This window comes from Ruegeria sp. AH3, assembly GCF_056536265.1.
On the sequence record NZ_JBQFJL010000001.1, the window covers coordinates 1,297,435 to 1,323,303 of the forward strand.

Consider the following 25,869-nt stretch of genomic DNA (forward strand, 5'->3'; position numbering starts at 1 on the left):
GTAAAGCCTCAGCCGTAGAGGTCCGCCGCGCGCTGTTCGAAGGCACGCACAATCCGGTGCATCGCCTCGTTGAATACGACACCAATAATGCCTTGCAGCACCGCGTTCTTGAATTCGAAATCAACGTGGAACGAGACGTTGCATCCCTCATCCGTATCTTCGAACTCCCAATCCGAACGCATGTATCTGAAGGGTCCATCCAGATATTCGGTATCAATCCGTTTATGCGCATCGAACAGCGTGACCCGGCTGCCAAAACGTTCGCGGAACACTTTGAACGAGATGACCAGATCAGCCTCCATCACCTTGCCGTCCCCTGCAGCATAGGTGCGGCGGATACGGGCTGCGGCGCACCAAGGAAGAAACTCCGGGTATTTCGCCACATCCGCGACCAGATCATACATCTGCTGGGCGGTGTAAGGCAGCGGTCGGGTTTCAGAGTGTGTTGGCATGATATCCGGGATTCACTGGTGACAATGGCGCGTGATTTCGTATGTTGCGCGCCAAAGATCAAGGGGGCAGCGATGAGTGACCGCGCATATGTGATAGATGAGATGATCTCGGCCAAGGCCATTGCCGCGCGGATCGAGGCATTGTGCCGCGAAATCACAGAGGAATTCGGCGGCACCGACAAGCTGATTGTCGTGGGACTGCTTCGCGGCAGCTTCGTTTTCATCGCGGACCTTGTGCGCGAGCTTGATCTGCCAATCGAGGTCGATTTTCTTGAGGCATCTTCTTACGGAGACTCGATGGAGAGCAGCCGGGAGGTCCGTATTCTCAAAGATTTGCGTGGCGCTATTGAAGGGCGCGATGTGCTGGTGGTCGAGGATATCGTCGATACCGGCCACACGCTGAACCACGTCACCAAGCTGCTGCAAAGCCGCAAGCCCGCGCGGCTGAAATCTATCGCATTGCTGGACAAACCAAGCCGGCGCGAAGTTGACTTCCGTTCAGACTGGATCGGGTTCGAAATTCCGGATGAATTTGTTGTGGGCTACGGTATCGATTACGCCCAACGCAACCGCAACCTGCCCTTTATCGGCAAGGTTCGGTTCGTCGAATAGCACCAGAAATGAACCTGCGCCATTTCCTTCGCATGACCTTATGGGCGCGCAATCCGCCATCTGAGCGCCGCGTGAAACTGGTTTTTGGCGTCATCTTGTTATGCTTGCTGATTGTAGGCATAGAATTTGTGGGCTGGTGGCCGGACTGGGCGGGCAGCGAGCCGAGAAAACTCAGGCCGTAAGGGTACGCTCAATCGCAGCCAGAAAAATGCCGGTGCCTATCGGGATCAGCGCGTCGGGAAAATCATAGTCGGGATTGTGCAATTGCGGATGATCCCCTCCTGCACCCAACCAGAACATCGCTGATTTCGCACCTTTGCCGAACTGACCAAAATCTTCGGAAAACCGCTGGGGTTCTTTAACCAGCCTGTGCCACACGCCCTGCGCATCACAAGAATCTGACAGGATCTGAGCGGCCTCTTCGTCGTTCGTACAAGCCTCGAAGATGTCGTCGTAAGTGATCTCAACCGTCAGCCTTTCGGCCTGTGCGGTGGATTCGACCAATGTCTCGGCCTCTTCGATCAAACGCTCCATTCGGGCATCCGATACCGTGCGCAACGTCACCCACAGCTCGGCATATCCCGGTGCAACGCCAAAAGCGGGCTCTCCCAACTGCGCATGGGTAACGGTGGTCAGCGCATAGTCAGCATCCAGCGCACCACCTTGCCCAAGCCGAGCCAGCGCAGGCATTAACTCCGAGATCGCCAGCGCCGGAGACACCCCATCCTGCGGCGCCGCGGCATGAGAGGTTTTTCCAGTCAGTGCAATCCGCATCCCGCGCGATGCACAGTTGGTCGGACCGCTGCAGATCTCAACCGCTCCGTGATCAAGCCCCGGAAGATTGTGCAGTGAGAACACGTAATCCGGGGCGATGTCGTTAAATTTCGGATCGCTGCGAAAGGCTTTGGCCCCCTTCCCGGTTTCCTCGGCAGGTTGAAAGATCAGCACCACCCGCCCTCGCGACGGGCGTTTTTCACCCAGCATGAAGGCGACCCCAAGGACCATCGCCATATGGCCGTCATGACCGCATAGGTGCCCCTTACCAGGGTATTGCGATGCATATGGCACTTCCGAGATTTCCTGAATTGGAAGGCCATCTAACTCGCAACGGACACCAACGGTCGGTCCGGGTTTACCACTGTCATAAACCGCTGCGACCCCGTAGCCGCCGATATCAGTTAAGACAGTGTCGGGATCGCACGCCTGCAATAAGTTCGCGATGCTCGCAGCTGTCCCGCGCTCGTCACCTGAAATCTCTGGCACCTGATGTAACTCATGGCGCTTTTCAATAAGCCAGCTCTGAAGCTCAGGGTTCACACCTGCCCCAGTTTTTTCTGGCGCGCATCGCGCAGGCGGGCAAAATCATCCCCCGCATGATAAGAGGACCGTGTCAGAGGCGTGGCCGATACCATCAGGAATCCCTTGCCATAGGCCGCCTTTTCATACGATGCGAACTCTTCCGGTGTGACGAAACGATCAATACCGTGATGCTTCGGGGTTGGCTGGAGATACTGACCAATTGTCAGGAAATCGATATCGGCTGCGCGCATGTCATCCATAACCTGGCGAACCTGCTGCTCGTCTTCACCCAATCCGACCATGATGCCCGACTTGGTGAAGATCGACGGATCCATTTCCTTCACACGCTGCAACAGACGCAGCGAGTGGAAATAACGCGCGCCCGGGCGCACCTGCGGATAAAGCCCCGGAACCGTTTCGAGATTGTGGTTGAACACATCCGGCTTGGCTTCAACCACGATTTCCAGAACGGAAGGATCACATCTGAGGAAATCCGGCGTCAAGATTTCAATCGTGGTCTTGGGCGAACGGTGGCGTACCGCGCGAATGGTCTGCGCGAAATGCTCAGCCCCGCCATCTTCCAGATCATCGCGGTCGACCGAGGTGATCACCACATGGTTCAACCCCAGTTTCTGTACTGCATGGGCGACACGTCCGGGCTCAAACGCATCCAGCTCATCCGGTCGACCGGTGGCAATGTTGCAGAAGGTACAACCGCGGGTACAAATCTCGCCCATGATCATCATGGTGGCGTGACCCTGGCTCCAGCACTCACCAACATTCGGGCAACCAGCCTCTTCGCAGACGGTCACCAGATTGTTGTCACGCATGATCTTATGGGTTTCGGCATACCCTTCGCCGCCCGGAGCCTTGACGCGAATCCATTTCGGTTTGCGCGGGGCCGCATTGTCAGGCCGATGCGCCTTTTCCGGGTGTCTTTGCTCGGGAATTTTCAGATCACGCACAACGGGCTTTCCTGACTTTGGGTCAATTCACTTCGCGCTTAACATAAACCGACTGCAGGGGTTAGGCCAGTGACGCATAGCCGCTATGCGCTTCAACTACGCAACCGCAGAAACATAGACATAGCTTACAAATTTTCCTGTTTATTTTCAATGGTCATGACTAGATCTTAGATATTTGGCAGATGCAGCATATCTATTGTTGAAGCTGATTTAGAATCGTTTTAACTCTCGCATCAAACATATGTGAATCACAGGAGTTTGATGATGAAAACCGGTGCAAAACTGCCTGAAGTGACCTTCCACACGCGTGTTCGCGATGCCTCGATCGAAGGCCCGAACCCTTTCCGCTGGGAAGACAAAACCACCGCTGATTATTTCGCAGGTAAGCGCGTCATTCTGTTTTCGCTGCCAGGTGCGTTCACGCCGACCTGCTCGACCTATCAGCTGCCAGGTTTTGAAAACGGCTTCGCGGATTTCGCTGCCAAAGGGATCGATGCAATCTATTGTATGTCCGTGAATGACAGCTTTGTCATGAACAAATGGGCAGCGGATCAGGGTCTGCAGAATGTTGATGTGATCCCGGATGGTTCGGGTGAGTTCACCCGGAAAATGGGCATGCTGGTCGACAAAGACAATCTGGGTTTCGGCATGCGCTCGTGGCGCTATGCGGCCATCGTCAACGATGGCGTGGTCGAAGCATGGTTCGAAGAGCCCGGCCTGATGGATAACTGCCCCGAGGATCCTTATGGCGTGTCATCGCCCGAAAACCTGATGAAGCATCTGGATGAAGCGCGCGAGCCCGCTCTGGCCTGATCAGGTGTGATTGCATGACAAGGCCCGCCGTTTGGCGGGCCTTTTTTTGATCAGGTGCGGGTTTGCGCGACGACGTCTTCTCCGACCTGCCGGATCACCTCGGACAGGCGATCGAACCACCCCTCACCTCCCGTCGAAGAACGCCGCACTAGGCCAATCGTTCGCGCCGGTTGAGGGGCCGCAAAGCGCAGCAAACGCAAGCCCGGCACCGCGTCGGCCTCTGCCCTGGCTGCCAGTTCCGGCATCAGGGTCAAGCCAAAGCCCTCGGCCACCAGTCGCGACAGAGTGGCCAAGGATGAGGCCCCCATATTGATCTGCCCGCTGGCCCGATCCTGACCGCAAACTTCAAGCGCTTGATCGGTCAGACAATGCCCGTCCTCAAGCAACATCAATTGTGCCGCTTGTAGATCCAGAGGACGCAGGGCCTCGGGGCTGATGGTCAGTCGATTGAGGCGCGACTGACTGCCCGCCAGAAGGAAACGATCTTCGAACAAGGGTTCTTCGTGCAAAGCGGTCCCGGCTGTGGGCAGCGCCAACACCGCCGCATCGATTTCACCCCCGCGCAGCATCGCAAGCAAGCGTTCGGTCCGGGCCTCACGTATTCTGACACGCAACGAAACATCACCAGAGCGCAACCCTGCCAATACCCCTGGCAACAAATAGGGCGCGACGGTTGGAATGATGCCAATCGACAAGGACCGGTGCCCGCCGGAATGGTCACGCGCGAACCGGTCCAACCGATCAGCGGCTATAAGCACCTGATCGGCATGATCCAGAACATCTCTGCCCAAAGGCGTTAGCAGAATGTCACGGGCCTGCCGTTCAAACAGAGGGCCACCCATCGCTTCCTCTAACGCTTTGATCTGAACTGACAGCGCCGGCTGAGAGACATGACAAACCTGTGCCGCACGGCCAAAGTTTCGCTGCTCGGCAACGGCGCGGAAATACTGCAACTGGCGAAATGTGAAATTCATAATCTTGGATTATCACTTTCCGCCAGAACCACAATATCTATATATCAACCGATCATGCGGTCACGTTCAGTCTGCTCTTCATAATGCCGCTTGAGCCGCTGCAGGGCGATGCGCAGTACAATCTTGCCCGACCGCGCCGACCAGCCCATGCGCTTTTCTGCGAGCTCTAACCCCTCAAGATAACAGCAGCAACGCAGTGTAACATCGCTGAGCCCCGGCCCCAGGTCCGACAAAGCACGCGCCACACGATCGCGCGCACCGGACGACGCCCGTCCGATAGGCGCATCCACGGTGAAATCTCCTCGGCCACCACCGGTCAGGAAACGATCCCAGTTCTGCGTGACCTGAGGCCCGATTTGCGCAAGTTCGAAATCCTCGCGCAAGCGTTCACCTGCACCGACGAGTGTTTCATCAAGAAACGGCTTTCCGTCCCGGTCCCGTCGACGCGCAAGGGCGATCAACGGGCTTTCGGTCGTGCTATAGCGGGCTCGTGCCGACGCCTTGGGCTGAAATTTCGCTCCCGCTCCAACGGTCTTAAACGGAGCTTGCGCTTCGACCATGCCGAACTCACTCTGCGCGCGGGCACGATTTTCGGAATCGGCCAGCAGATGGCTCAGCGCCGAGCGGCCCGACGTTGTAATCCGGTACCGTGAAATTCGCCCCGGATTGTCGCATGATATCCAATCTTTCAACGCCAGGGCTTGCGCGATCTTGCAGTCAACGACAGCTGTTCGGGTCGTTCCACAATCCCCACTATCGCGCACTACAATCGCCTTATCCATATTCTCTGCCGCGGCCAGCACCGCACCAGATTCACATAGTCGGCGCAGCACCCGCAGCGCTTCGCGTTCGAACGCATCATCTTTTGGCTCATCAGATGGATAATCGGGGGCAGGATACCGGGCCGAGGCCTCTTTCATAGGGGCGAAATGGGTCTGCGCCAATGATCGCAACGCAGCATCGACCAGCGGGTCGTCACGGCGCATCTCAACACGGCGAATTTGTCTCAAGATGGTCGACGCATGGCATCCCGCCGCCCGGGCGATATCCCGAATGGACCGGCCCGACTCGGTATGGTCAAGATATCGTTGCGCCCCTTCAGGGACCCAGGTCGGTACGTTGAAAGCCACGCTGTTTTCCATAGTTCAATGCCCTCGTCGACAAAACAAACTGACAGTTTTCGCCGTCGGATTCTTAGTTAACCAAATCTAACTAGAGTCGCTTTCGTTACTCGTTCGTTAATCACAGACGGCACGGAGCAGAATTGATTCAAAAAGATAAACAGTCATGAAACCATCGTTCGGAGGGAGCTTAAACAAGGCAACACCCGCTTAAGTTGTGCGACATCTTTGGCGTCAGAACAAAAACGAAGGAACGCTGCCGTGCAGGACCTGATGACCATGATCGCCACACTCCGCCGCCCACGCTTGCTAAGCCGAGCCGCGAAAATCGGAGCAAAGGACTATAATCGAGACCGGCACTTGCAACGCGTTTTGGGCTATGGGTCGATACCCAGCACAGGGTCGGCGTTGATCCGCCTCATGGAATTGGAGCGGGAGCTTGATCTGCAAAGGCAGGAAGATGACGCAGCCTATTCTCTGGTGCGTCATCTGGATATTTTGATCGCTCTGATCGGCGAGGCACAGCTGTATCAGGCCAGCCGTGCCACGCGGTATCAGTGATCAGGTGAAGGCATCCGGCATGGACGCCTTTTTCTCAGCGACATAGGCATCAAGCGCGGCCTTCACATCGGGATCGAGCTGCGGCTGCTGGTAATTGGCCAACAGATGCTCGACCCGTGCCGAGGCAAGCGTCCGTGTATCGCGGGCGCCCTCTTCTTCCCAGGTCTCGAACGGCTTGTAATCCAGCAGATCGGTCTTCCAGAACGCCTCTTTGAAGTTCGCTTGTGTATGCGCGCAGCCCAGATAGTGGCCACCGGGTCCGACCTCTTGGATCGCATCCATAGCCTGCGCATTTTCGTCATAGGCCACACCTTTGGCCAGACCGTGCAAGACACCCAGTTGGTCGGCATCCATGACGAATTTCTCAAAATCCGCCACCAGACCACCTTCAAGCCAACCGCAAGAGTGCAGCATGAAGTTCACGCCCGACATCAGACCCATGTTCAGCGAATTCGCGGTCTCATACGCGGCCTGCGCGTCCGGCAATTTCGAGCCGCAGAAAGAACCGGCCGAGCGATAGGGCAGTCCCAGTCGCCGCGCCAATTGGCCTGCACCATAGGTCACGTGCGAGGCTTCGGGAGTCCCGAAGGTCGGCGCGCCCGAGTTCATGTCGATCGACGATACAAACGCACCGAAGATCACCGGAGCACCCGGGCGGATGATCTGGCTATAAGCCACACCAGCCATGACCTCGGCCAGCACCTGCGTCAGGGTCCCGGCCACCGAAACCGGCGCCATCGCACCGCCCACGATAAAGGGCGAGATGATGCAGGCCTGATTGTTCTTCGCATAAACCTCCAGCGAGCCCATCATCACATCGTCGAACGTCATCGGCGAGTTGATGTTGGTCAGCGAGGTCATCACCGTGTTGTTCTGCACGAATTCCTTACCGAAAAGAATCTCGCACATCTCAACCGAATCCTGTGCCCGGCTGGGATCGGTGACCGAGCCCATGAACGGCTTGTCCGACAGGGTCATATGCGCCATCAACATGTCCAGATGGCGCTTGTTCACCGGGATATCGGTCGGCTCGCACACCGTGCCGCCCGAATGGTGCAGCCATTTGGACATATAGGCGAGTTTCACGAATTTGTTGAAATCGTCCATGGTCGCATAGCGGCGACCGCCTTGCGCATCGCGCACGAACGGAGGGCCATAGACCGGGGCCAGAACCATATTGCGACCGCCGATGACCACCGATTTCTCGGGGTTGCGGGCGTGCTGGGTGAACTCGCTGGGGGCGGTCTTGATCAATTCGCGCGCCAGACCGCGCGGCAGTCGCACACGCTCTCCCTCGACATCGGCACCGGCATCTTTCCAACGTTCCAGCGCAGCCGGATTGTCGACAAAGTTGACCCCAACTTCGGCCAATATGGTCTCTGCGTTGGCTTCGATGATCTGCAACGCTTCTTCGTTGAGAACCTCGAAATTGGGAATGTTGCGTTCGATGTATTTCGCGGTTTCGATCTTGACCGCCGTGCGCTCGGCCCGACGGGCGGCACCACCGCCACCCCGTGCCCTGCGCCGGGTGTTTGCCTCTGCCATTGAGAAAATCCCGTGATTGGTTGGTTTGGTAAATTAGTTACATGAACGGCAATCACCGCCGCAGGTAGTTTACGGCGCAATAGGGGTAAAAGCGACATGAACCGCCGCTGATCGCGGCCCTGCTGAGTTTGGCCCCTACGTCACTTTTTTCTGCATCACGACCGAGTTTCCCGAGGTTTGGACCTCATGCCAGCCCAGATGCGTATACATCGCACGCGTCGCACGCATCAGCCGATGGGTCCGCAAACGGAGAATCGAAATCCCCGCCTCAGCCGCCCTGAGTTCCGCGACCGCAAGCAGCTGTCGCGCGACGCCCTTGCCCTGCGCCTCTGGCGAAACGGCAAGGTTAAAAATCATCATCGCATCCGCCTGCTGATCAAAGACAATGACGCCCAAAAGACGCCCAGCTTCTTCAGCAACAACAACCTGATGCGCCGCAATTTCTTCGGCGACCCCGCTCGTTACATCGGGCAGATCGGTGATGTCACGCATTGCCGGTGCATAGGCGTCTGCGATACAGGCCCGTATCGCTTTGGCGTCGCCGTCTTCGGCAGTCCTGAGCTTTAGGGTCGTCATATGTCAGCCTCCTTGCTCAATTGACGTCATTGCGCTTGCACAAGCAAGGCTTGCGACCTAATAGCCAGTCATGACCCAAGACACCCACGACCGCCTTCTGATCATCGACTTCGGCAGCCAGGTAACCCAGCTGATCGCCCGTCGCCTGCGCGAGCTGAACGTCTATTGCGAAATCCACCCTTATCAAAGCGTGACGATGGACTTTGTCCGGGAAATGGCCCCCAAGGCCGTGATCTTCTCGGGCGGGCCGGACAGTGTCACGCGCGAAGGATCGCCCCGCGCCCCGCAAGAGATCTTTGATTACGGCGTTCCGATCCTGGGCATCTGCTATGGCCAGCAGGTGATGATGCACCAGTTGGGCGGCAAGGTCGAAAGCGGACATGGCACCGCCGAATTTGGCCGCGCCTTCGTGACCCCGCAAAGCAAGCTCGATATCCTTGATGGTTGGTTCGCGGACGGCGATGAGCAGGTCTGGATGAGCCATGGCGACCATGTCAGCGAAATCGCCCCGGGCTTTGAGGTGTTTGGCACCTCACCGAACGCCCCCTTTGCGATCACCGCCGATCCCGCGCGTCATTTCTATGCCGTGCAGTTTCACCCCGAAGTGCATCACACACCCAAGGGCGCCAAACTATATGAGAACTTTGTCAAACTGGCAGGGTTCACCGGCGACTGGACCATGGGCGCCTATCGCGAAGAGATGATCCGCAAAATTCGCGAGCAGGTCGGGGACAAGAAAGTTATTTGTGGCCTTTCGGGCGGCGTCGACAGCTCGGTCGCGGCGATCCTGATCCACGAGGCGATTGGCGATCAGCTGACCTGCGTGTTTGTCGACCATGGCCTGCTGCGCAAGAACGAGGCCGCCGAGGTCGTTGGCATGTTCCGCGACAACTATAATATCCAGTTGATCCATGCAGATGAAAGCGACCTGTTCCTGGGCGAGTTGGACGGGCAAAGCGACCCGGAAACCAAGCGCAAGATCATCGGCAAACTGTTCATAGACGTGTTCCAGAAACATGCCGATACCATCGACGGTGCCGAGTTTCTGGCGCAGGGCACACTGTACCCCGACGTCATCGAATCTGTCTCGTTCTCGGGCGGTCCTTCGGTAACCATCAAGTCCCACCACAATGTCGGCGGCCTGCCTGAAAAGATGGGCCTCAAACTGGTTGAACCACTGCGCGAACTGTTCAAGGACGAAGTGCGCGCCCTGGGCCGTGAACTGGGCCTGCCGCAAAGCTTTATCGGTCGCCACCCCTTCCCCGGACCCGGCCTGGCCATCCGCTGCCCAGGCGAAATCACGCGCGAAAAGCTTGAGATTCTGCGCGAGGCGGATGCGATCTATATCGACCAGATTCGCAAGCACGGCCTGTATGACGAGATCTGGCAGGCCTTCGTGGCCATCCTGCCCGTGCGCACCGTCGGCGTGATGGGCGACGGGCGCACATATGACTATGCCTGCGCCCTGCGCGCGGTGACCTCGGTCGATGGCATGACGGCGGATTACTACTCGTTCAGCCACGAATTTCTGGGTGAGACCGCCACGCGCATCATCAACGAGGTCAAGGGCATCAACCGATGCACTTACGACATCACCTCAAAACCACCCGGAACCATCGAGTGGGAATGAGCGAAAAGCCGGGTCACAGCCCGGCTTTTTATTTTGCAATCCCGGACAAATCGCCCTTTAGTCAGCGTGTTATACCCCGAAACGGCATTTAAGCGATGGATGAGAGCAAAACGCAGATCGGCAAAGCCGCGCTCTGGATGACCGGGGCGATTGCCTCGTTTTCCTCCATGGCTGTGGCGGGCCGAGAACTAAGCCTGGTGCACGACACGTTCGAGATCATGTTCTACCGCAGTCTCGTCGGTATCTGCGTAGTTGCGCTGGTACTGAGCGTGACACGCAAGTGGCATCAGGTCACAACCAAACGTCTGGGGCTACATGGCGCACGAAACCTGCTGCATTTTATTGGACAGAACCTTTGGTTCTACGCCGTCGCTGTCATCCCCTTGGCGCAGGTCTTCGCCCTTGAATTCACAAACCCGATTTGGGTCATCCTGCTGTCCCCGTTGTTTTTAGGAGAACGCCTGACTGCCACGCGTGTGACAGCAGCGTTCATAGGGTTTGCAGGCATCCTCATCGTGGCACGACCGGGCGTGACCTCGATCAGCCCGGGCGTTATTGCAGCCGCCCTGTCTGCAATCTTCTTTGCCCTAACCAACATCTCGACCAAATCCCTGACGCGCATTGCCAGCATCGGCTGCATCATGTTCTGGCTGACAGTCATGCAGGCGGCGCTTGGCCTCATCGCCTCGGGGTTTGACGGTGACATTGCGCTGCCCTCGTTCAACACCGCCCCTTATCTGCTGCTGATCGGGTTGGCGGGATTGCTGGCGCATTACTGCATCACCAATGCATTGGCGATCGCTCCGGCGACGGTCGTCGTGCCATTCGATTTTGCCCGCCTCCCGACCATCGCGATTATAGGTATGATCCTCTATCAGGAGCCGCTGGATCACTGGACACTGCTGGGTGCTGTGGTGATATTCTCAGGCATCTTCCTGAATGTTTGGTCCGAGAATCGTGCCAATTTGGCAACACACGCTCACCGTGCCGACGCGGACTAACGCTCCGTCACCGGTTGACCTTATTTTAAGTATTAAGACAGTAACACCCGGTAACGAAGCCGGGTGTGCATGTGAGGGTGCATCTAACAGGCAAATGGACAGAGTTAGGGAGGAATAAATGAAAAAAGCGCTGTTCAAGGCGTGTGCGCTGTGTGTCGGGGCCACAGCTGTGCAAGCGGGCGGTCTTGACCGAAGCGGTCAGGGTGTCAACATTTTGTTCGAGGAAGGGTCCGTCGCCCAATTCCGACTTGGTTATACCAACCCAAGCGTAAGTGGCTCGATGGAGGACCGGATTACCGGCAGCCCGACATTCGGCGAAACCATCGATTCTGGTAATGTCGCAAACGACTTCTTTACACCGCATCTTGCCTATAAGACATCTCTGACTGAAAGACTCGACTTCGCTCTGGTCTACGACCAACCTTTTGGCGCCGATATCGACTACTCAGCAGATTATCCGCTGTCTCAGAACGTGCTGTCCGGCTTTCCTGGAGGAAGCACAGACGTGCTGCGAGCGAAGGCAGACACAGATGCTGTCACCGCGCTACTGCGGTACAAGTTGGACAGTGGATTCAGCGTAATCGGTGGCGTTCGGGCGCAGCGCTTGAAAGCAAGCGTTTCGGTACCGATCGCGGGCGCAGGCACCACGCCGCCGCAAGGCGGATACCGCGTCGAAACCGACGATGAAATCGACTTTGGATATGTTGTCGGCGTCGCTTGGGAACGACCTGACATAGCAGCCCGTGTAGCCTTGACCTATAACTCGAAGATCACACACGATCTGTCGCAAACCGAAGCGAACGATTTCATCAACGGATTCATTCCACCCGGAATTCCGACGATAGGTCGTACAAGCGCCGACTCGACAACCGAAGTCGTAACGCCTCAATCCGTCAACCTCGACTTTCAGACGGGCGTCGCCCCGAAAACGCTGCTGTTCGGGTCGGTCCGCTGGGTTGACTGGCCGCAGACAGTTTATGCTCCGCCGGTTTACGAAGGTCTGACCGGGATCAATCTGGTCGATTATGAAGAAGCCACGTGGACCTACTCGCTTGGCCTTGGCTACCAGTTCTCAGAACAGTTTTCAGGCGCAGTGACGTTGGGCTACGAAAGCTCGCAAGGTAACTCGGTTTCGAATTTGGGCCCGACAGACGGGTTCTGGAGCATCGGCCTAGGCGGCACCTACTCCTTCGAGAAAGCTCAACTTTCGGGCGGTGTACGCTATACGGATATCGGTGATGCGACCGCAAATGGAACCGGCCCGGACAACCGCGCGACCTTTACTGGCAACAGCGCCTGGAGCGTCGGCTTCCAGATCACATATTCTCTGGACTGATACAGCCAGAAAACCAACTGCAAAGCCCCGCCATTCGGCGGGGCTTTTTCGCATGTTTCGGGTCGATCACTTGTCAGAGAGATGCCAGAACAGGCCATGGCTATTCAGAAATCACTCTCTCCTCGCGCATGGGCCGAACTGATCCTACTCGGAGTAATCTGGGGCGGATCCTTTCTGTCGATCCGCATCGCGTTGGATACGATCCCATTCGTAACGTCCGTATTTCATCGTGTCTTCTGGGCTTCTCTTGCGCTTTGGATCGTCATCTGGTTGCAAAAGCAGACCATTCCCCGCGATCCACGCATCTGGGGCGCATTTCTGGTGATGGGAATTCTGAACAATGTGTTGCCCTTCTCTCTTATGGCCTGGGGCCAGCTTCATGTCGAAGTCGGGCTGACCTCAATTCTGAACGCCACGACAGCCGTCTTTGGTGTTCTGCTTGCCGCCCTTTTCTTTCGTGATGAACGCCTGACCAAGACACGCTTGCTGGGGGTCGTGCTGGGTTTTCTGGGCGTTTCAATTACAATCGGCCTCAATCAGTTTCATACCTTCAATCTGGGCAATCTTGGGCAACTGGCCATTTTGTTCGGCACATTTTCCTACGCCCTGGCCGCAGTCTGGGCCCGCAAGCAACTGGGCGATCTCTCTCCGCAGATCGCTGCCGCAGGAATGCTGACGACCTCAACCCTCATCATGCTGCCGGTCACGCTAATGGTAGACGGTGCCCCTACCCTTGCGCTCCCCGCGGTGACATGGATCGCCATCGCATATTACGCATTGGTGGCTACGGCGGGTGCCTATCTGCATTACTATCGCGTGCTCCAACAAGGGGGCAGCGGCAATGTATTGCTGGTAACCTTGATCATCCCGCCGGTCTCAATCTTGCTTGGCGCTCTGGTCAGGGACGAGGCCCTGCCCACGCGCGCCTTCGTTGGTTTCGCTATCTTGGCACTAGGGCTGCTAATCCTCAGCCAATCCCGCAGACGCGATTGACGCCGCCAACCGCCCGATTTAGCTAATGCAAAACAAGGGACGGCGGATGATGATCTATAGCTCGGCAAAAGACTGGCGCGAAGCTGAACGGAAAAAAGTGCTGTTCTTCGGCATGTCCGGGCTGGGCAAATCCTATGTCTCGAACACTCTGCGTGAAGCCGGGGACTGGTTCCACTATTCCATCGATTATCGCATCGGCACCCGCTACATGGGCGAATACATCACCGACAATGCCAAAGCCGAAGCAATGAAGGTTCCATTTCTGCGTGAACTGCTGTTGTCAGACTCGATCTATATCGGATCGAATATCAGCTTTGAAAACCTGACGCCGGTATCGACCTATCTGGGCAAACCCGGCAACTCGGAACTGGGTGGCCTTGAAATCTCTGAATATCAGCAGCGACAGGAGCAATTCCGGCTGGCCGAGATCCACGCCCTGCTAGACACCAAGTACTTCATCGAACGCGCCAAACGCCTTTACCATTATCCACACTTCATCTGCGATACCGGAGGCTCGATCTGCGAATGGGTCGAACCCGGCGATCCCAATGATCAGATCCTCAGTGAACTCTCCAACCAGACTCTGATGATCTGGATCAAGGGCGACGACGCGCATACCGAAGAGCTGATCCGCCGCTTTGACAAAGCCCCTAAACCTATGTCCTATCAAGCCGAGTTTCTGGCTCGCGTCTGGGCCGAGTATTTGGCCCTCAACGATTGTTCCGGGGTTGAGGTCGATCCAGACGCCTTCATCCGCTGGACCTATGCCCAAGCTTTGGCGCATCGGCAGCCGCGATATGCGGCCATGGCGCGCAACTGGGGCGTCACAATCGAAGCCGACGACATCGCCAAGGTGCGCGACAGCGGTGATTTCGATGAGTTGATCGAGCGCACTCTTGAGACCCGCGCCAACCCCACCTAAGTTCCAGACTTCTTTCGCAGTTTCAGCAGCGTGACCATATGCCTATCAAAATACCCTCAGACCTGCCCGCCTTTGACGTCCTGACCAATGAGGGCGTCATGGTCATGGCCGAGGATCAGGCAGCACGTCAGGATATACGACCATTGCGTATTGGTCTGTTGAACCTGATGCCCAAGAAGATTCAGACGGAAAATCAATTTGCGCGTCTGATCGGTGCGACCCCCTTGCAGATCGAACTGTCTTTGATCCGCATGACCGAGCATAAGACCAAGAACACCGCCGCTGCGCATATGGCCGAGTTCTATCACCCCTTTCAGGAGGTGAAGGATCAGAAGTTCGACGGCCTGATCATCACCGGCGCTCCGATCGAGCATCTGGAATTTCCCGATGTCACCTATTGGGAAGAGATGTGCGAAGTCTTCGATTGGTCTCAGACCAACGTGCATTCGACCTTTGGCGTCTGCTGGGGCGGAATGGCGATGATCAACCATTTCCACGGCGTCAAGAAACACATGCTGGATGCCAAGGCCTTTGGCTGCTTCCGTCACAGGAACCTGGCATCCGCATCACCATATCTGCGTGGATTTTCCGACGATTGCGTCATTCCTGTCAGCCGCTGGACCGAGATGCGACAGGATGAGATCGATGCAGCGAAGGGTCTGACCACCCTACTGGGAAGCGACGACGTAGGCCCTTGTCTGGTCGAAGACCCCGAACATCGCGCGCTCTATATCTTCAATCACTTTGAGTATGACAGCGACACGCTCAAGCAGGAATATGATCGTGACGTGGCCAACGGAACGCCGATCAACGTACCGATCAACTATTATCCCGATGACGATCCAAGCCAGGATCCGCAGAACCGATGGCGCAGTCACGCGCATCTGCTGTATGGCAACTGGATCAACTCCATCTACCAGACAACCCCGTTCGATCTGACCAAAATTGGCCAGTAAACTTCTCATATCCCTTTGTGTCGTGGCCGCAGGTCTTGTCGCAGCGACTGCTTGGCGCAGCGCCCAACGGGAAGCGCGGGCCGAGGCCTCGTTTCCGCCAGAAGGGCAAATCGTCGAAGTTGACGGGGTTGCGGTGCATGCCGTGATCATGGGCGAAGGTCCGGATGTCGTGTTGATACACGGCTCCAGCGGCAATACACGCGATATGACCTTTGCACTGGCCCCGATTCTGGCAGAGAATTATCGCGTCATCGTCTTTGACAGACCTGGCCTTGGGTATTCCGATAGCTTTAATCCCAGCGGCGAAACAATTGTAGAACAAGCAGAAATACTGCAACGCGCCGCAGCACAGCTTGGCGCAGAAAAGCCTATTGTTGCCGGGCAAAGCTATGGCGGATCGGTTTCTCTGGCATGGGCTGTGACTCGGCCAGAAAACATCTCCGCACTCGTCCTGATCGCCCCAGCCGCCATCCCGTGGGAGACACCGCTTGACGCTTTCAATACCATTGGCGCAACTTCGGTCGGGAATGCGCTGGCTCTGCCCTTGATTTCCGCCTATGTGCCGGATTGGTATGTCACCAAGGCTTTGGATAAGGTTTTTGCACCCCAGAAGGCTCCTGAGGGCTATGCCGAGCATTTCGGTCCAGGCTTGACGATGCGCCGCGCGTCAATGCACGCAAACGCGAAACAGCGTGCAAACCTGTTGGATGAAGTGACCGAGCTTCAACCGCGTTATGGCGAAATATCGGTTCCGACGGAAATCGTCCACGGCACCGCGGATGATACCGTTGGTCTAAGCTGGCATTCCGAACGTCTGATCGAACAAATCCCAGGCGCCGAACTTATCGAGTTGGATGGAATCGGCCACATGCCACAAGTCGTTGCCGCCACCGAAGTCGCAGCCGCTATAGACCGCGCTGCCGAACGCGCGGGTTTGCGTTAGGGCGATCCGTAATCCATAGTAAGATATGGATTTTATGGCGAGGCTGCACATGACCCGAACAGATCAAGGCGCTATCGAAAGTTACTTCCGAAATGAAGCGCCGAAAGAGGTTCGAACCGCCATCGAAGACGCCGGGAAAGGCGACATCCTGAACCCATACTACCCATATTCCGACAAGATGAAGGGGAAGGATTACAATGAACAAATGGAAGCGCTTCAGATCGAACTGGTAAAGATGCAATCCTGGGTCAAAGCGACGGATCAGCGGGTTGCCATCCTGTTTGAAGGCCGTGATGCTGCAGGAAAAGGTGGCACAATCAAACGGTTCCGGAAAAACCTTAATCCACGCGGAGCGCGCAACGTGGCGCTCAGCAAGCCTTCGGATGCGGAGCGCAGTCAGTGGTATTTTCAACGTTATATCTCTCACCTACCCTCAGCGGGTGAAATCGTGTTCTTCGATCGAAGCTGGTACAACCGGGGTGTCGTTGAAAACGTTTTCGGTTTTTGCACCACAGACGAACGTGAGAGGTTTTTTCGCCAGGTTATTCCATTGGAGAACGGGTTCCGAAATGACGGCATTCACATGTTCAAGTTCTGGCTGAATGTCGGGCGCGCTGAGCAGTTGAACCGGTTCCTCGCCCGCGAGACTGACCCGCTGAAACAATGGAAGCTCAGTCCGATTGACGTGGCCGGGTTAAGCAAATGGGATGAATACAGCCAGTCGATTTCAGAGACGCTCACGCGCAGTCATTCCGACGACTGTCCTTGGACGATCATCCGATCGGATGACAAGAAACGTGCGCGACTGGCGGCTATTCGCACTGTGCTAAGCGCTCTGGAGTATGATGGAAAAGACCCAGAAGTGGTTGGCATTCCAGATGACAAGATTAGTGGCGGCCCGGACATCTGGGATGCTTGAACGCGCTGGTTCCGGGCACAGCCCATACATATATAAGAAAAAACGCGCCTGAGGCCGGGATGACAAAACGCGGATATCACCACGGGAACCTGAAACAAGCACTGATCGAAGCGGCCTTGTCGCTGATCGAGCAGAAAGGCCCAACCGGTTTCACCCTCTCTGAGGCTGCCAAGACTGCCGGCGTCACACCAGCTGCCGTTTATCGGCACTATGAAGGGCGCGAGGACCTGATCGCCGAGGCCGCCCGACAAGGGTTCGAGATGTTCGCGGACCTGATGCAGTTCGCCTATGATAAAGGACAACCCTCGGCACTGGCCGCTTTTGAGGCAACGGGCCGCGCTTATCTGGCCTTTGCCCGCAAGCACCCCGGGCATTACATTGCGATGTTTGAAAGCGGAATTTCGGTCAATCGGACGCCAGAGCTCGCCCTTGCAGCCAACCGGGCGAAAAGCGTGCTCGAAAAGGCAGCAAGCGATCTTTCGCAGCATATCCCACCCGAAAAGCGCCCGCCTGCGTCGATGTTCAGCGCGCATATCTGGGCGATGAGTCATGGAGTGGTTGAACTTTTCGCGCGCAATACAGGCGCAAGCTCTCCGTTTCCGCCCGAAGATCTTCTGGAGACCGGAATCGGCATCTATCTGCGCGGTCTGGGGCTGGTGGATCAGGACGACTAAAGCGTCAGAACACCCGGCTGGGCTTGGGCGTGTTCAAACGTGAAGTGACGTTGATCAGGTCCATATGCCCCATACCCTTGATATCGACCGGCCCGATATCAGTGATCTGGAATTCATCGATCAGCGCATATTTCATCTCTTCCGGTGCTACGATCCGCATCGGATTGGCAAAGACCTGCAGACGAGACGCAATATTCACCGCCGGGCCGAAAACATCATAGACGTATTTCTGAATCCCTACGACCGAGCCCACAGCAGGCCCCATCCCCAACCCGATCCGAGCCTGCCATTTATGCGGGTGGCTTTCGTTGCGACGCTCAAGATACCGTAGGAACCGAACCGCGCAATGAGCGACTGCAGTCGCATGGTCTGGCGTCTCGTCCGGCATTCCGGAAACGGCCAGATAAGCATCGCCGATGGTTTTGATCCGCTCACAGCCAAACTGTTCGACGATGCGATCGAAGGCTGTGAAAATATCATTCAACTCGCTCAGCGTGACAGTGGGATCGGTCTTGGCCGCAAAATCAGTGAAACCCACGAAATCGAGCATCACCACCGATACTTGGTCGAACAATTGAGGGGTAACAACGCCAAATGTCTTGAATTCTTCATAGACCGCTTTCGGCATAAGGTTCAGCAGTAACCGTTCAACGCGCTCTTTCTCGCGCTCCAGCTCACGCGTGTTCCGCTCGACCATGGTCGAGTAGCTGTCGATCATGCTTTCCAGTTCGCGGATTCGCGTGATGTTCTGGCACTCAACCACCAGAACCTGTTCATCCAACCCATTGGCGAGAGAGACTGTCGTGGCAAAGATCAGCGTCCGGCGTTTGGGCTTAATCTGCAGTTCCACTGAATAGCGCAGGCCGGATTGCTTTACGTCCTCAAGCTCTTTCCGGTCCAGGCTGGGCAAAATATCCAATAAGGTCTGCCCTTCCTCGGGTGTTCCGAACCATTCGGCAAACGGCCCGTTATGGAACACAAAGGTCAAATCCGAAGCGCGCAGCACCGCGACGCCGACACCAATCGCGCGCAGCAAATGTTCGTTGATGGCAAGAATGCTCATGCAGCGTTCCGAGCAACGATAATTGACCGTTTGCTCTCAATCGCGTCCAGTGCGACGTTTATGTCTGGCTCTGACATACCGTGCATCGCCAACGCTTCGCTAAACAGCGCAGCCATTTCGTCGAAATCCGCATGCGTGATCTTCAGATGCCGATGAACCGCTTCTATCCGGTCATCGCTAAACGAAGCCGGGCCTCCGACCAACGATGAGACGAATTTTGTCTGATGATCAATCAGACGCGGCATGTCGATGTCGTCGAAATAGTCCCCGATTTCATCGGATTCCAACGCCATTTCATAGAATGACATTACAATGCGGCTGATGGTTTTGAAGCCACCATACTTTTCATAGATCGTCTGACTCACAACACAAAACCGAATGATTATTGGCAATAACACTAGAAGGTTATATCAAACTGACAGTTTTGTTAACTTTTTTGAACCAAGGCTGACGATAGCGTGTTGAAAATATCGCCAACATATATTCTGCGGCAAATTCTGATCGTCGATTAGACGAAAGAAAAACACGCAGGCGTCACGGCACCCCAGCACGATCGTAGTCCTGAGCAACCTCAAGAGCGACCTTCTTGAAGTAGTTTGCCTGTTCATAAGGAATTACAAGTTTTTGGTTGTCACCGTGGATGAAGGTGTTTGGTATCTCGCGCGGGTTCCTCTGATAAACGACTGCCCAGATGAGGCAGGTCACAGCATAATTGCCCAATTCATTGAGATGAATATCATCCAGGAAGATATCCCCAATGCTGTTAAGCCCCGGTGCGTTTCCAACCTCGATGTCATCATATATACGCATCATCAATCTGTGCCCTGGGATCATGTAGATCGGAGGCATGCCATCCGGCCGAACCGCGTTGGCATGATCTTGCATTTGCTCCCAACGAGCTCCCTCGATATCAAGGCGTTCTCGAAACGGTATATGCCCCTCTCCATCGGATCGTACATCTCCGGGATTCTGCCACCACACCCAGGTGCTATACAGCATGACTTCGGCACCCTTGCCACGATTACCGTTCTGCCAAGCGTGTTTGACCCATTTCTCGACGTAATCGAGTGTATCTTCTTTAAAAGCTTGAGGGTTGGGGTACAAAGGCACGGTTTCCGTCGTAACTAGAAGCTCAAACCTACCAATATCTTGACGCGCGTCAGGCGCTCCATGCCCTACCGGATTTTGCCAACGCCATTTCAGTCCAGCGCCGGGAGTGGTTGATTTTGCAATGTTGTCGTGAGGCTGAGCGCCACGCAGTGAGCTTGTCGCCAGGATCAACTGCCCAGGCCAAGGCTGCCCCATATATGCGTCTGTTAAGCTATGCCCGCTATGTATTTGTTTTACATTTACCGGATTGGCCTGACGCGGAGGATAATCTGAGGACCATGCAGGTTGTGAAACACCCATACACAAAAACAAACCCACTAAACTCAAAGCAGTTCTATACATTACGCTCCAACCTCACTTTTACTGATATCAGTCTTCAACATCCGCTCGAAAACAAAACACCAGTTCGGCGATGATTTCGAGTCTATCTCGTTCGTCTATCAGATATTCGCTCTTTCTTTTTACCAAAATATGGCAGGTGTTCGTCTAAATTCGCAACATGGACGCGCCAAAATAATCTCGCGATCACAAATGCACATTGCATTGTTTGACCTCGATAAATTATCGGCTGCGGCTGTGGAATATGGCGGAGAGACAGGGATTCGAACCCTGGAGACGGTTTCCCGCCTACACACTTTCCAGGCGTGCGCCTTCGACCACTCGGCCACCTCTCCGTGCCGGCGATATTTGGACCATCGAAACCAGATTTGCAAGGCCCGATTGCAGTCGAATTACAGCTCTTCTCCGTCCGGCGAATCCAGATCGGTTTCAGTCAGATCAGCAGGGCCCTTGCGGTGATCTGCGGGCTTGTCCTGCGTCATTGCTTCCGACTCTGACGATCGTGCGTTGTCATCACGCAAGACTTCGGCATTGCGCAGCCATACATCTCGCTGGGCGAATGGAATCTCGATTCCTTCTTCGACAAAGCGGCGGTTGATCTCGTGGTTCATGTCGGATTTGACCGATAGAACCCAGTTCACATCGCGCAGAATCGCGCGGATCTCAAAATCCAGAGAATCCGCTCCGAATCCCTGGAAAACAACACTGGGCGCGGGGTTCGCCAGAACCATCGGGTGAGAATTCGCAATCTCACCCAGAATAGTTTCGACCTTGCGGGTATCTGTCCCATAGGCCACGCCCACAGGCACGATCACCCGACCAATCGTATTCCCGCGCGTGTAGTTGGTGACCACGCCGCTGATCAGATCCGAGTTCGGAACAATCACATCCGTCCGATCAAAGGTTTCAATCCGTGTTGAACGGACCGAGATGTCGCGAACATACCCCATCATCCCGTTCACATCGATCCAATCCCCCTTCGAGATCGGGCGCTCAACCAGCAGGATGATGCCTGACACAAAGTTCGAAACAATGGTTTGAAGCCCGAAACCAATACCGACCGACAAGGCCCCTGCGACAATCGCGAGCGAGGAAAGATCAAAGCCCGCGACGATGATCGCAATCAATGCGGCCAGGAAGATGCCGACATAGCCGGTGCCGGAAACAATTGCGTTCTGGCCGCCGGGGTCAATCTTGGTCTTGGGCAGCAGTGAGTTTCTCAGACCGCCTTGCAGCAACCGGGTCAGCGTATAGCCAATGGCAAACACCGCGACAAAGACCAGAAAATTACTGGGCGATATCGTGACGCCGCCGATATTGAACCCCAGCAATAGTCGCGACCAGGCCTCCAATAGATCGGTCTCGCGCGCGCCCCAGTAGATGGCTAGAATAGGAAGCGCCAGTATCGCCAATGCAAACCCGACCAGAACCGAGAACAAGGAATCTCGCGCAGCCTCACCCTGCCCCGTCAGCCAGCCATAAACCATGCTGAAGAACCGCTGAACAATGACCAGCGCCGCGATCAAGACCAGAGTCTTCGCCGCCGGAAAGACGATCCCTTCGGCTGCGTTGATGTAGCCGAAAATCGCCAGAACCGGTGTGGCAACTCCCAACAGAAACAGAGCTCGTCGTAGAAACTCAATCAGTTGACTGAAGCCCGCCGCGCGACGAGGCGCGTCTTGCTCGGATCCATCATTTCTCACATCGGTCTGACGAATCTGGCGCACCCGCAACAACAGCAGAGCCGTCGCCAATACGACCGGGAATCCAACTACAGCCCGTGTCGCATCCGAGATGTTCTCGATCTGCTCGAACAACTGCACCAGTTCGTGCAGTATGAGCATGACAGCCAAAAGATCGATATAAACTCGAATTTCCCTGATTTTGCCTTGAGATAGACGCTGAAAATCCTGCGCGGCGCCCATCAGATAGATCTGTCTGCCGATCCAGTCGAAATAGAAGATGATCGCGGCCCAGTACGGTATGTTGTCGAACAACAGCATGCCACGCAGTCCCAGCACACCGGTCAACATTACCGCTTCGACCAGTGCCCAGACGCCAAGCCACGGCAAAAAAATGCGAAAGAGTGAGACAACGAATGTCCAGACACCGCTGCCTTGCCCCCCAAGCGAGCGCAGATACGCACCGCCTTTCTCGGACCAGTACCGCCCATAGAGAAGCAAAACCGCCGAGACAACGAGCAGCGCAAAAATGCCCAGACTGCGTTCGCGTATCTGCTCACGCACCACGTCCGTCTTTAAATTCTTGGTGGTCTCGTTGACCAATCTGCGGGTGGCTTCTTTTACATCATTCCATGCAGGGCCCCAATAAACTGGGTTGACCGGAGATGGCCCTCTCTCAAGCATCTCTTTGGCCTGCCGGTCGCGGATGATACGGTCAATTTCACTGATCAGGCCGTTCGCCCGGCTGAACGCTTCTTCCGAGATGATGCGTGGGACTCGAAGACTATTGAGCTGCGTTTCAAGATGCTCGCGCAGCTTTGCGATGTCTTCAGGTTCCGTTTCACCATCGGCTGGAGGATCACCCAAAGCCTTGAGCTGGCTTTCCAGTGTCTGAATTCGATCGGTATTGGCACCACGAGCCTTGTTGAAGTCTTCGCGGTAACCATTTATTTCCGAACGCAGATTTTCGAGCGCAGCATTCGACGCCCGATTGGCGCTGATCACCGATTCTGCGCGGTCCGCCGTGCTGATCCATCCCTGATAATATTCGCTCTGCCGGTCGGTCAGCTGGGCCGAGGCCATGCCGCCCAGCCCAATTAGACATAAGGCGGCGAGGATCAGAAACAGGCGGACCTGTCGCAACATCACACGTCCTCGAATACACCGGGGATGCTGCGCGGCGCTTCGGTCATCCAGTCAGGAACCGGCAGTTCCTTTTCACGCAGGAATTCGGGGTTGAACAGTTTCGATTGATAGCGCGTGCCGTAGTCGCACAAGATGGTGACAATGGTGTGACCCGGCCCTAACTCTTTCGCCAACCGAACCGCGCCCGCCATATTGATCGCGGTCGAGCCGCCCATGACCAGCCCCTCTTCGCGCAGCAGGTCGAAGATATAAGGCAGCGCTTCGTTATCGGTGATCTGGTAGGAATGATCAGGGGTGAACCCTTCAAGGTTCTTTGTCACCCGCACCTGCCCGATTCCCTCTGCGATCGAGCCGCCCTCCATCGCGATCTCACCTGTTGTGTAGTAGGAATAGAGCCCTGCTCCCATCGGATCAGCCAGACCGATCTTGACGCCCTTGGGCTGCAGCGCATCGGCGACGCCCGCAAGGGTCCCGCCCGAGCCAACGGCACAGATGAAACCATCAACCTTTCCACCGGTCTGTTCCCAGATTTCGGGCCCGGTGGTTTCCACATGCGCCTGCCGGTTCGCCACATTGTCGAACTGGTTCGCCCAGATCGCGCCATTGGGCTCAGTCTGGGCAAGCTCTTCGGCCAGGCGGCGTGAATAGTGCACAAAGTTGTTGGGGTTGCGATAGGGTGCGGCAGGTACCTGCACCAACTGCGCCCCGGCCAGGCGCAGCATGTCCTTTTTCTCTTCCGACTGGGTCTCGGGGATCACGATCACCGTCTTAAAGCCCATCGAGGCCCCAACCAGCGCAAGGCCAATACCGGTGTTACCAGCGGTGCCTTCGACAATTGTGCCGCCCGGTTTCAAATCACCGCGCGCGATAGCGTCGCGGATGATATATAGCGCCGCGCGATCCTTGACCGACTGGCCAGGGTTCATGAATTCGGCCTTGCCCAAAATCTCGCAGCCAGTTTCGTCGCTGATGCGGCGCAGCCGGATCAAAGGTGTTTTACCGACCGCGTCGGCAAGGTCTCGTGCAATGCGCATGGCACCCTCTTGTCATTTGGTATTGCAGAAGATTTACAGGCGCCCCGCCGCAACCACAAGTCGCGATAGTTAAGCCCGCAGCCGATCACGGTGTCGCGCCAGCCAATGTGCCAATGTCAAAAGCTTCAGGTCTTTGAAAACATGGGCATCTACCTTGTCCATGAATGTACCAAAGGGCAGTATTTTACTGCGAATATCCTCACCCTCGGTGGCCACACCTACACCTTCGACCGTGCCAGTCAGATCGGCCAGCCCAACATACAGATAGACATATTCGGTCGAAGACCCGGTGGATGAATATGCACCCCCGACATATTCCAACCTATTCAGCGATACATGTGCCTCTTCTCGCACTTCGCGATACGCCGTCTGTTCCGGGGTTTCTCCGGGATCGACCATACCCGCAACCGGCTCCCACAACCATGGATCGGAATCGTCGCTCATGAAAACCGGCGCACGGAATTGCTCGACCAATAGCACTGTATCGCGCACCGGATCATAGGGCAGTACAATCGCCGCTGCCCCCTGCATCAACGCGCTGCGCCGCAAAACGGGGCTCATTGAACCGTCGTATTTACGATGCTGCAGGTCCATTTCGCCCATACCGAAATAACCGACATAGGGACGCTCATGATGCATTACGATCACATCTTGTTCTGCATCGCCCTGATCTTCGTTGCCCCGTTGGCGGTTGAGCAATCGGGCCCAAGCGCGCATCAATATCGAAGGATAGCTCTGCGCGACCACCGCGGTCTCGATTGTTCCATAGAGGGCCATGACCTCTTCCGCGGCCAACAGACTGACCTCGGCCCAACGATCAACCCAGTCCTGCAAAGACCACGCTTGGTCGCGCGTCCAAAGATCCGGCTGAGGATAAAACACGCGAGCCGGAAGGATCAATCCATCTTCACACTCAACCTGCTGAGGGCTCAGATCGTAATCAAATCCGCCTTCATAGAAAGCCAGCCTTTCCAAATCCTCAACACTCAGATTCTGAACCAAAAGTCCGTCGGCGGTGCTACCTTTCTCCTTCAAGATCATCGGGAAAATCTGATCTTTGACGCCATAAACCGCGTGATCTTGCAGCGCGGCGGGCGTTGCGACCAATTCTGAAATCGGGCGCCCAAGCACGAGCTCAAGCAAAGGGAGATGCCGCAAGGTGCCGTAAAAAAACAGATTTGACATCAATCAGTGCCCCAACCG

At 55.9% G+C, this 25,869-nt stretch carries 25 protein-coding genes and 1 tRNA gene; 12 read left to right on the forward strand and 14 right to left on the reverse strand.

What is annotated here, in order from left to right; all coding sequences use genetic code 11:
* Positions 1–8: 8 nt before the first annotated feature.
* Positions 9–452, reverse strand: a complete 444-nt coding sequence (locus tag ACR3EM_RS06455) for a type II toxin-antitoxin system RatA family toxin (RefSeq protein WP_480469976.1) — start codon at positions 450–452, stop codon at positions 9–11.
* 72 nt (positions 453–524) lie between these two features.
* On the opposite strand from ACR3EM_RS06455, the gene hpt reads away from it, so the two are divergent.
* Complete coding sequence (hpt, locus tag ACR3EM_RS06460; RefSeq protein WP_480469977.1) at positions 525–1,064, forward strand: hypoxanthine phosphoribosyltransferase; 540 nt, start codon at positions 525–527, stop codon at positions 1,062–1,064.
* A 171-nt stretch (positions 1,065–1,235) separates the two neighbouring features.
* Here hpt and ACR3EM_RS06465 read toward each other — a convergent pair whose 3' ends face one another.
* Positions 1,236–2,381 carry an amidohydrolase gene (locus tag ACR3EM_RS06465; protein WP_480469978.1) on the reverse strand — a complete coding sequence of 382 codons (1,146 nt, stop codon included), beginning with the start codon at positions 2,379–2,381 and terminating at the stop codon, positions 1,236–1,238.
* Positions 2,378–3,328, reverse strand: a complete 951-nt coding sequence (gene lipA, locus ACR3EM_RS06470; protein ID WP_480469979.1) for a lipoyl synthase — start codon at positions 3,326–3,328, stop codon at positions 2,378–2,380. The genes ACR3EM_RS06465 and lipA overlap by 4 nt, the downstream gene beginning before the upstream one ends.
* A gap of 264 nt (positions 3,329–3,592) precedes the next feature.
* On the opposite strand from lipA, the gene ACR3EM_RS06475 reads away from it, so the two are divergent.
* On the forward strand, positions 3,593–4,141 hold the full coding sequence (locus ACR3EM_RS06475) for a redoxin family protein (RefSeq protein ID WP_480469980.1): 549 nt from the start codon (positions 3,593–3,595) through the stop codon (positions 4,139–4,141).
* Between the two features lie 50 nt (positions 4,142–4,191).
* Here the strand turns inward: ACR3EM_RS06475 and ACR3EM_RS06480 are convergent, their stop codons facing one another.
* Both ACR3EM_RS06480 and ACR3EM_RS06485 read right to left on the reverse strand, forming a co-directional pair.
* Positions 4,192–5,115 carry a hydrogen peroxide-inducible genes activator gene (locus tag ACR3EM_RS06480; RefSeq protein WP_480469981.1) on the reverse strand — a complete coding sequence of 308 codons (924 nt, stop codon included), beginning with the start codon at positions 5,113–5,115 and terminating at the stop codon, positions 4,192–4,194.
* A gap of 44 nt (positions 5,116–5,159) precedes the next feature.
* A complete protein-coding gene (locus ACR3EM_RS06485) occupies positions 5,160–6,257 on the reverse strand; it encodes a DUF6456 domain-containing protein (RefSeq protein WP_480469982.1) in 1,098 nt (365 codons plus the stop codon).
* Positions 6,258–6,497: 240 nt separating this feature from the next.
* On the opposite strand from ACR3EM_RS06485, the gene ACR3EM_RS06490 reads away from it, so the two are divergent.
* Positions 6,498–6,797 carry a DUF6477 family protein gene (locus tag ACR3EM_RS06490; protein ID WP_480469983.1) on the forward strand — a complete coding sequence of 100 codons (300 nt, stop codon included), beginning with the start codon at positions 6,498–6,500 and terminating at the stop codon, positions 6,795–6,797.
* Here the strand turns inward: ACR3EM_RS06490 and ACR3EM_RS06495 are convergent, their stop codons facing one another.
* Both ACR3EM_RS06495 and ACR3EM_RS06500 read right to left on the reverse strand, forming a co-directional pair.
* Positions 6,798–8,342, reverse strand: a complete 1,545-nt coding sequence (locus ACR3EM_RS06495) for a trimethylamine methyltransferase family protein (RefSeq protein ID WP_480469984.1) — start codon at positions 8,340–8,342, stop codon at positions 6,798–6,800.
* A gap of 135 nt (positions 8,343–8,477) precedes the next feature.
* The gene (locus tag ACR3EM_RS06500) at positions 8,478–8,918 is read right to left on the reverse strand and encodes a GNAT family N-acetyltransferase (protein WP_480469985.1); all 441 of its coding nucleotides are present in this window, start codon (positions 8,916–8,918) and stop codon (positions 8,478–8,480) included.
* A gap of 70 nt (positions 8,919–8,988) precedes the next feature.
* Between ACR3EM_RS06500 and guaA the strand changes: the two genes are divergently transcribed.
* The 9 genes from guaA to ACR3EM_RS06545 all read left to right on the forward strand — a co-directional run bounded on the left by guaA (position 8,989) and on the right by ACR3EM_RS06545 (position 18,292).
* Complete coding sequence (guaA, locus tag ACR3EM_RS06505; RefSeq protein WP_480469986.1) at positions 8,989–10,548, forward strand: glutamine-hydrolyzing GMP synthase; 1,560 nt, start codon at positions 8,989–8,991, stop codon at positions 10,546–10,548.
* Between the two features lie 95 nt (positions 10,549–10,643).
* Positions 10,644–11,549, forward strand: a complete 906-nt coding sequence (locus tag ACR3EM_RS06510; protein ID WP_480469987.1) for a DMT family transporter — start codon at positions 10,644–10,646, stop codon at positions 11,547–11,549.
* A gap of 118 nt (positions 11,550–11,667) precedes the next feature.
* Positions 11,668–12,885, forward strand: coding sequence for an OmpP1/FadL family transporter (locus ACR3EM_RS06515; RefSeq protein WP_480469988.1), 1,218 nt, complete (start codon positions 11,668–11,670; stop codon positions 12,883–12,885).
* 96 nt (positions 12,886–12,981) lie between these two features.
* The gene (locus ACR3EM_RS06520; protein WP_480469989.1) at positions 12,982–13,878 is read left to right on the forward strand and encodes a DMT family transporter; all 897 of its coding nucleotides are present in this window, start codon (positions 12,982–12,984) and stop codon (positions 13,876–13,878) included.
* A gap of 49 nt (positions 13,879–13,927) precedes the next feature.
* Complete coding sequence (locus tag ACR3EM_RS06525; protein ID WP_480471899.1) at positions 13,928–14,800, forward strand: ATPase; 873 nt, start codon at positions 13,928–13,930, stop codon at positions 14,798–14,800.
* A 38-nt stretch (positions 14,801–14,838) separates the two neighbouring features.
* Complete coding sequence (metA, locus tag ACR3EM_RS06530; protein WP_480469990.1) at positions 14,839–15,756, forward strand: homoserine O-acetyltransferase MetA; 918 nt, start codon at positions 14,839–14,841, stop codon at positions 15,754–15,756.
* A 22-nt stretch (positions 15,757–15,778) separates the two neighbouring features.
* A complete protein-coding gene (locus ACR3EM_RS06535) occupies positions 15,779–16,699 on the forward strand; it encodes an alpha/beta fold hydrolase (protein ID WP_480469991.1) in 921 nt (306 codons plus the stop codon).
* A gap of 49 nt (positions 16,700–16,748) precedes the next feature.
* Positions 16,749–17,618: a polyphosphate kinase 2 gene (gene ppk2 / locus ACR3EM_RS06540; RefSeq protein ID WP_480469992.1), complete on the forward strand. Its 870-nt coding sequence runs from the start codon at positions 16,749–16,751 to the stop codon at positions 17,616–17,618.
* A gap of 59 nt (positions 17,619–17,677) precedes the next feature.
* Positions 17,678–18,292, forward strand: a complete 615-nt coding sequence (locus ACR3EM_RS06545) for a TetR/AcrR family transcriptional regulator (protein ID WP_480469993.1) — start codon at positions 17,678–17,680, stop codon at positions 18,290–18,292.
* 4 nt (positions 18,293–18,296) lie between these two features.
* Here ACR3EM_RS06545 and ACR3EM_RS06550 read toward each other — a convergent pair whose 3' ends face one another.
* The 7 genes from ACR3EM_RS06550 to ACR3EM_RS06580 form a co-directional block, all read right to left on the reverse strand.
* Positions 18,297–19,355, reverse strand: coding sequence for an adenylate/guanylate cyclase domain-containing protein (locus ACR3EM_RS06550; RefSeq protein ID WP_480469994.1), 1,059 nt, complete (start codon positions 19,353–19,355; stop codon positions 18,297–18,299).
* Positions 19,352–19,720: a group I truncated hemoglobin gene (locus ACR3EM_RS06555; protein ID WP_480469995.1), complete on the reverse strand. Its 369-nt coding sequence runs from the start codon at positions 19,718–19,720 to the stop codon at positions 19,352–19,354. The genes ACR3EM_RS06550 and ACR3EM_RS06555 overlap by 4 nt, the downstream gene beginning before the upstream one ends.
* A gap of 169 nt (positions 19,721–19,889) precedes the next feature.
* Complete coding sequence (locus ACR3EM_RS06560; protein ID WP_480469996.1) at positions 19,890–20,807, reverse strand: hypothetical protein; 918 nt, start codon at positions 20,805–20,807, stop codon at positions 19,890–19,892.
* 242 nt (positions 20,808–21,049) lie between these two features.
* Positions 21,050–21,139: transfer RNA gene (locus ACR3EM_RS06565), tRNA-Ser, on the reverse strand.
* Between the two features lie 57 nt (positions 21,140–21,196).
* Positions 21,197–23,632 (reverse strand): DUF3772 domain-containing protein, encoded by a 2,436-nt coding sequence (locus ACR3EM_RS06570; protein WP_480469997.1) that lies wholly within the window; start codon positions 23,630–23,632, stop codon positions 21,197–21,199.
* Positions 23,632–24,666, reverse strand: a complete 1,035-nt coding sequence (locus ACR3EM_RS06575; protein WP_480469998.1) for a cysteine synthase A — start codon at positions 24,664–24,666, stop codon at positions 23,632–23,634. Before ACR3EM_RS06575 ends, ACR3EM_RS06570 begins: the two co-directional genes overlap by 1 nt.
* Positions 24,667–24,735: 69 nt before the next feature.
* Complete coding sequence (locus tag ACR3EM_RS06580) at positions 24,736–25,851, reverse strand: NUDIX domain-containing protein (protein WP_480469999.1); 1,116 nt, start codon at positions 25,849–25,851, stop codon at positions 24,736–24,738.
* Between the last annotated feature and the right edge of the window lie 18 nt (positions 25,852–25,869).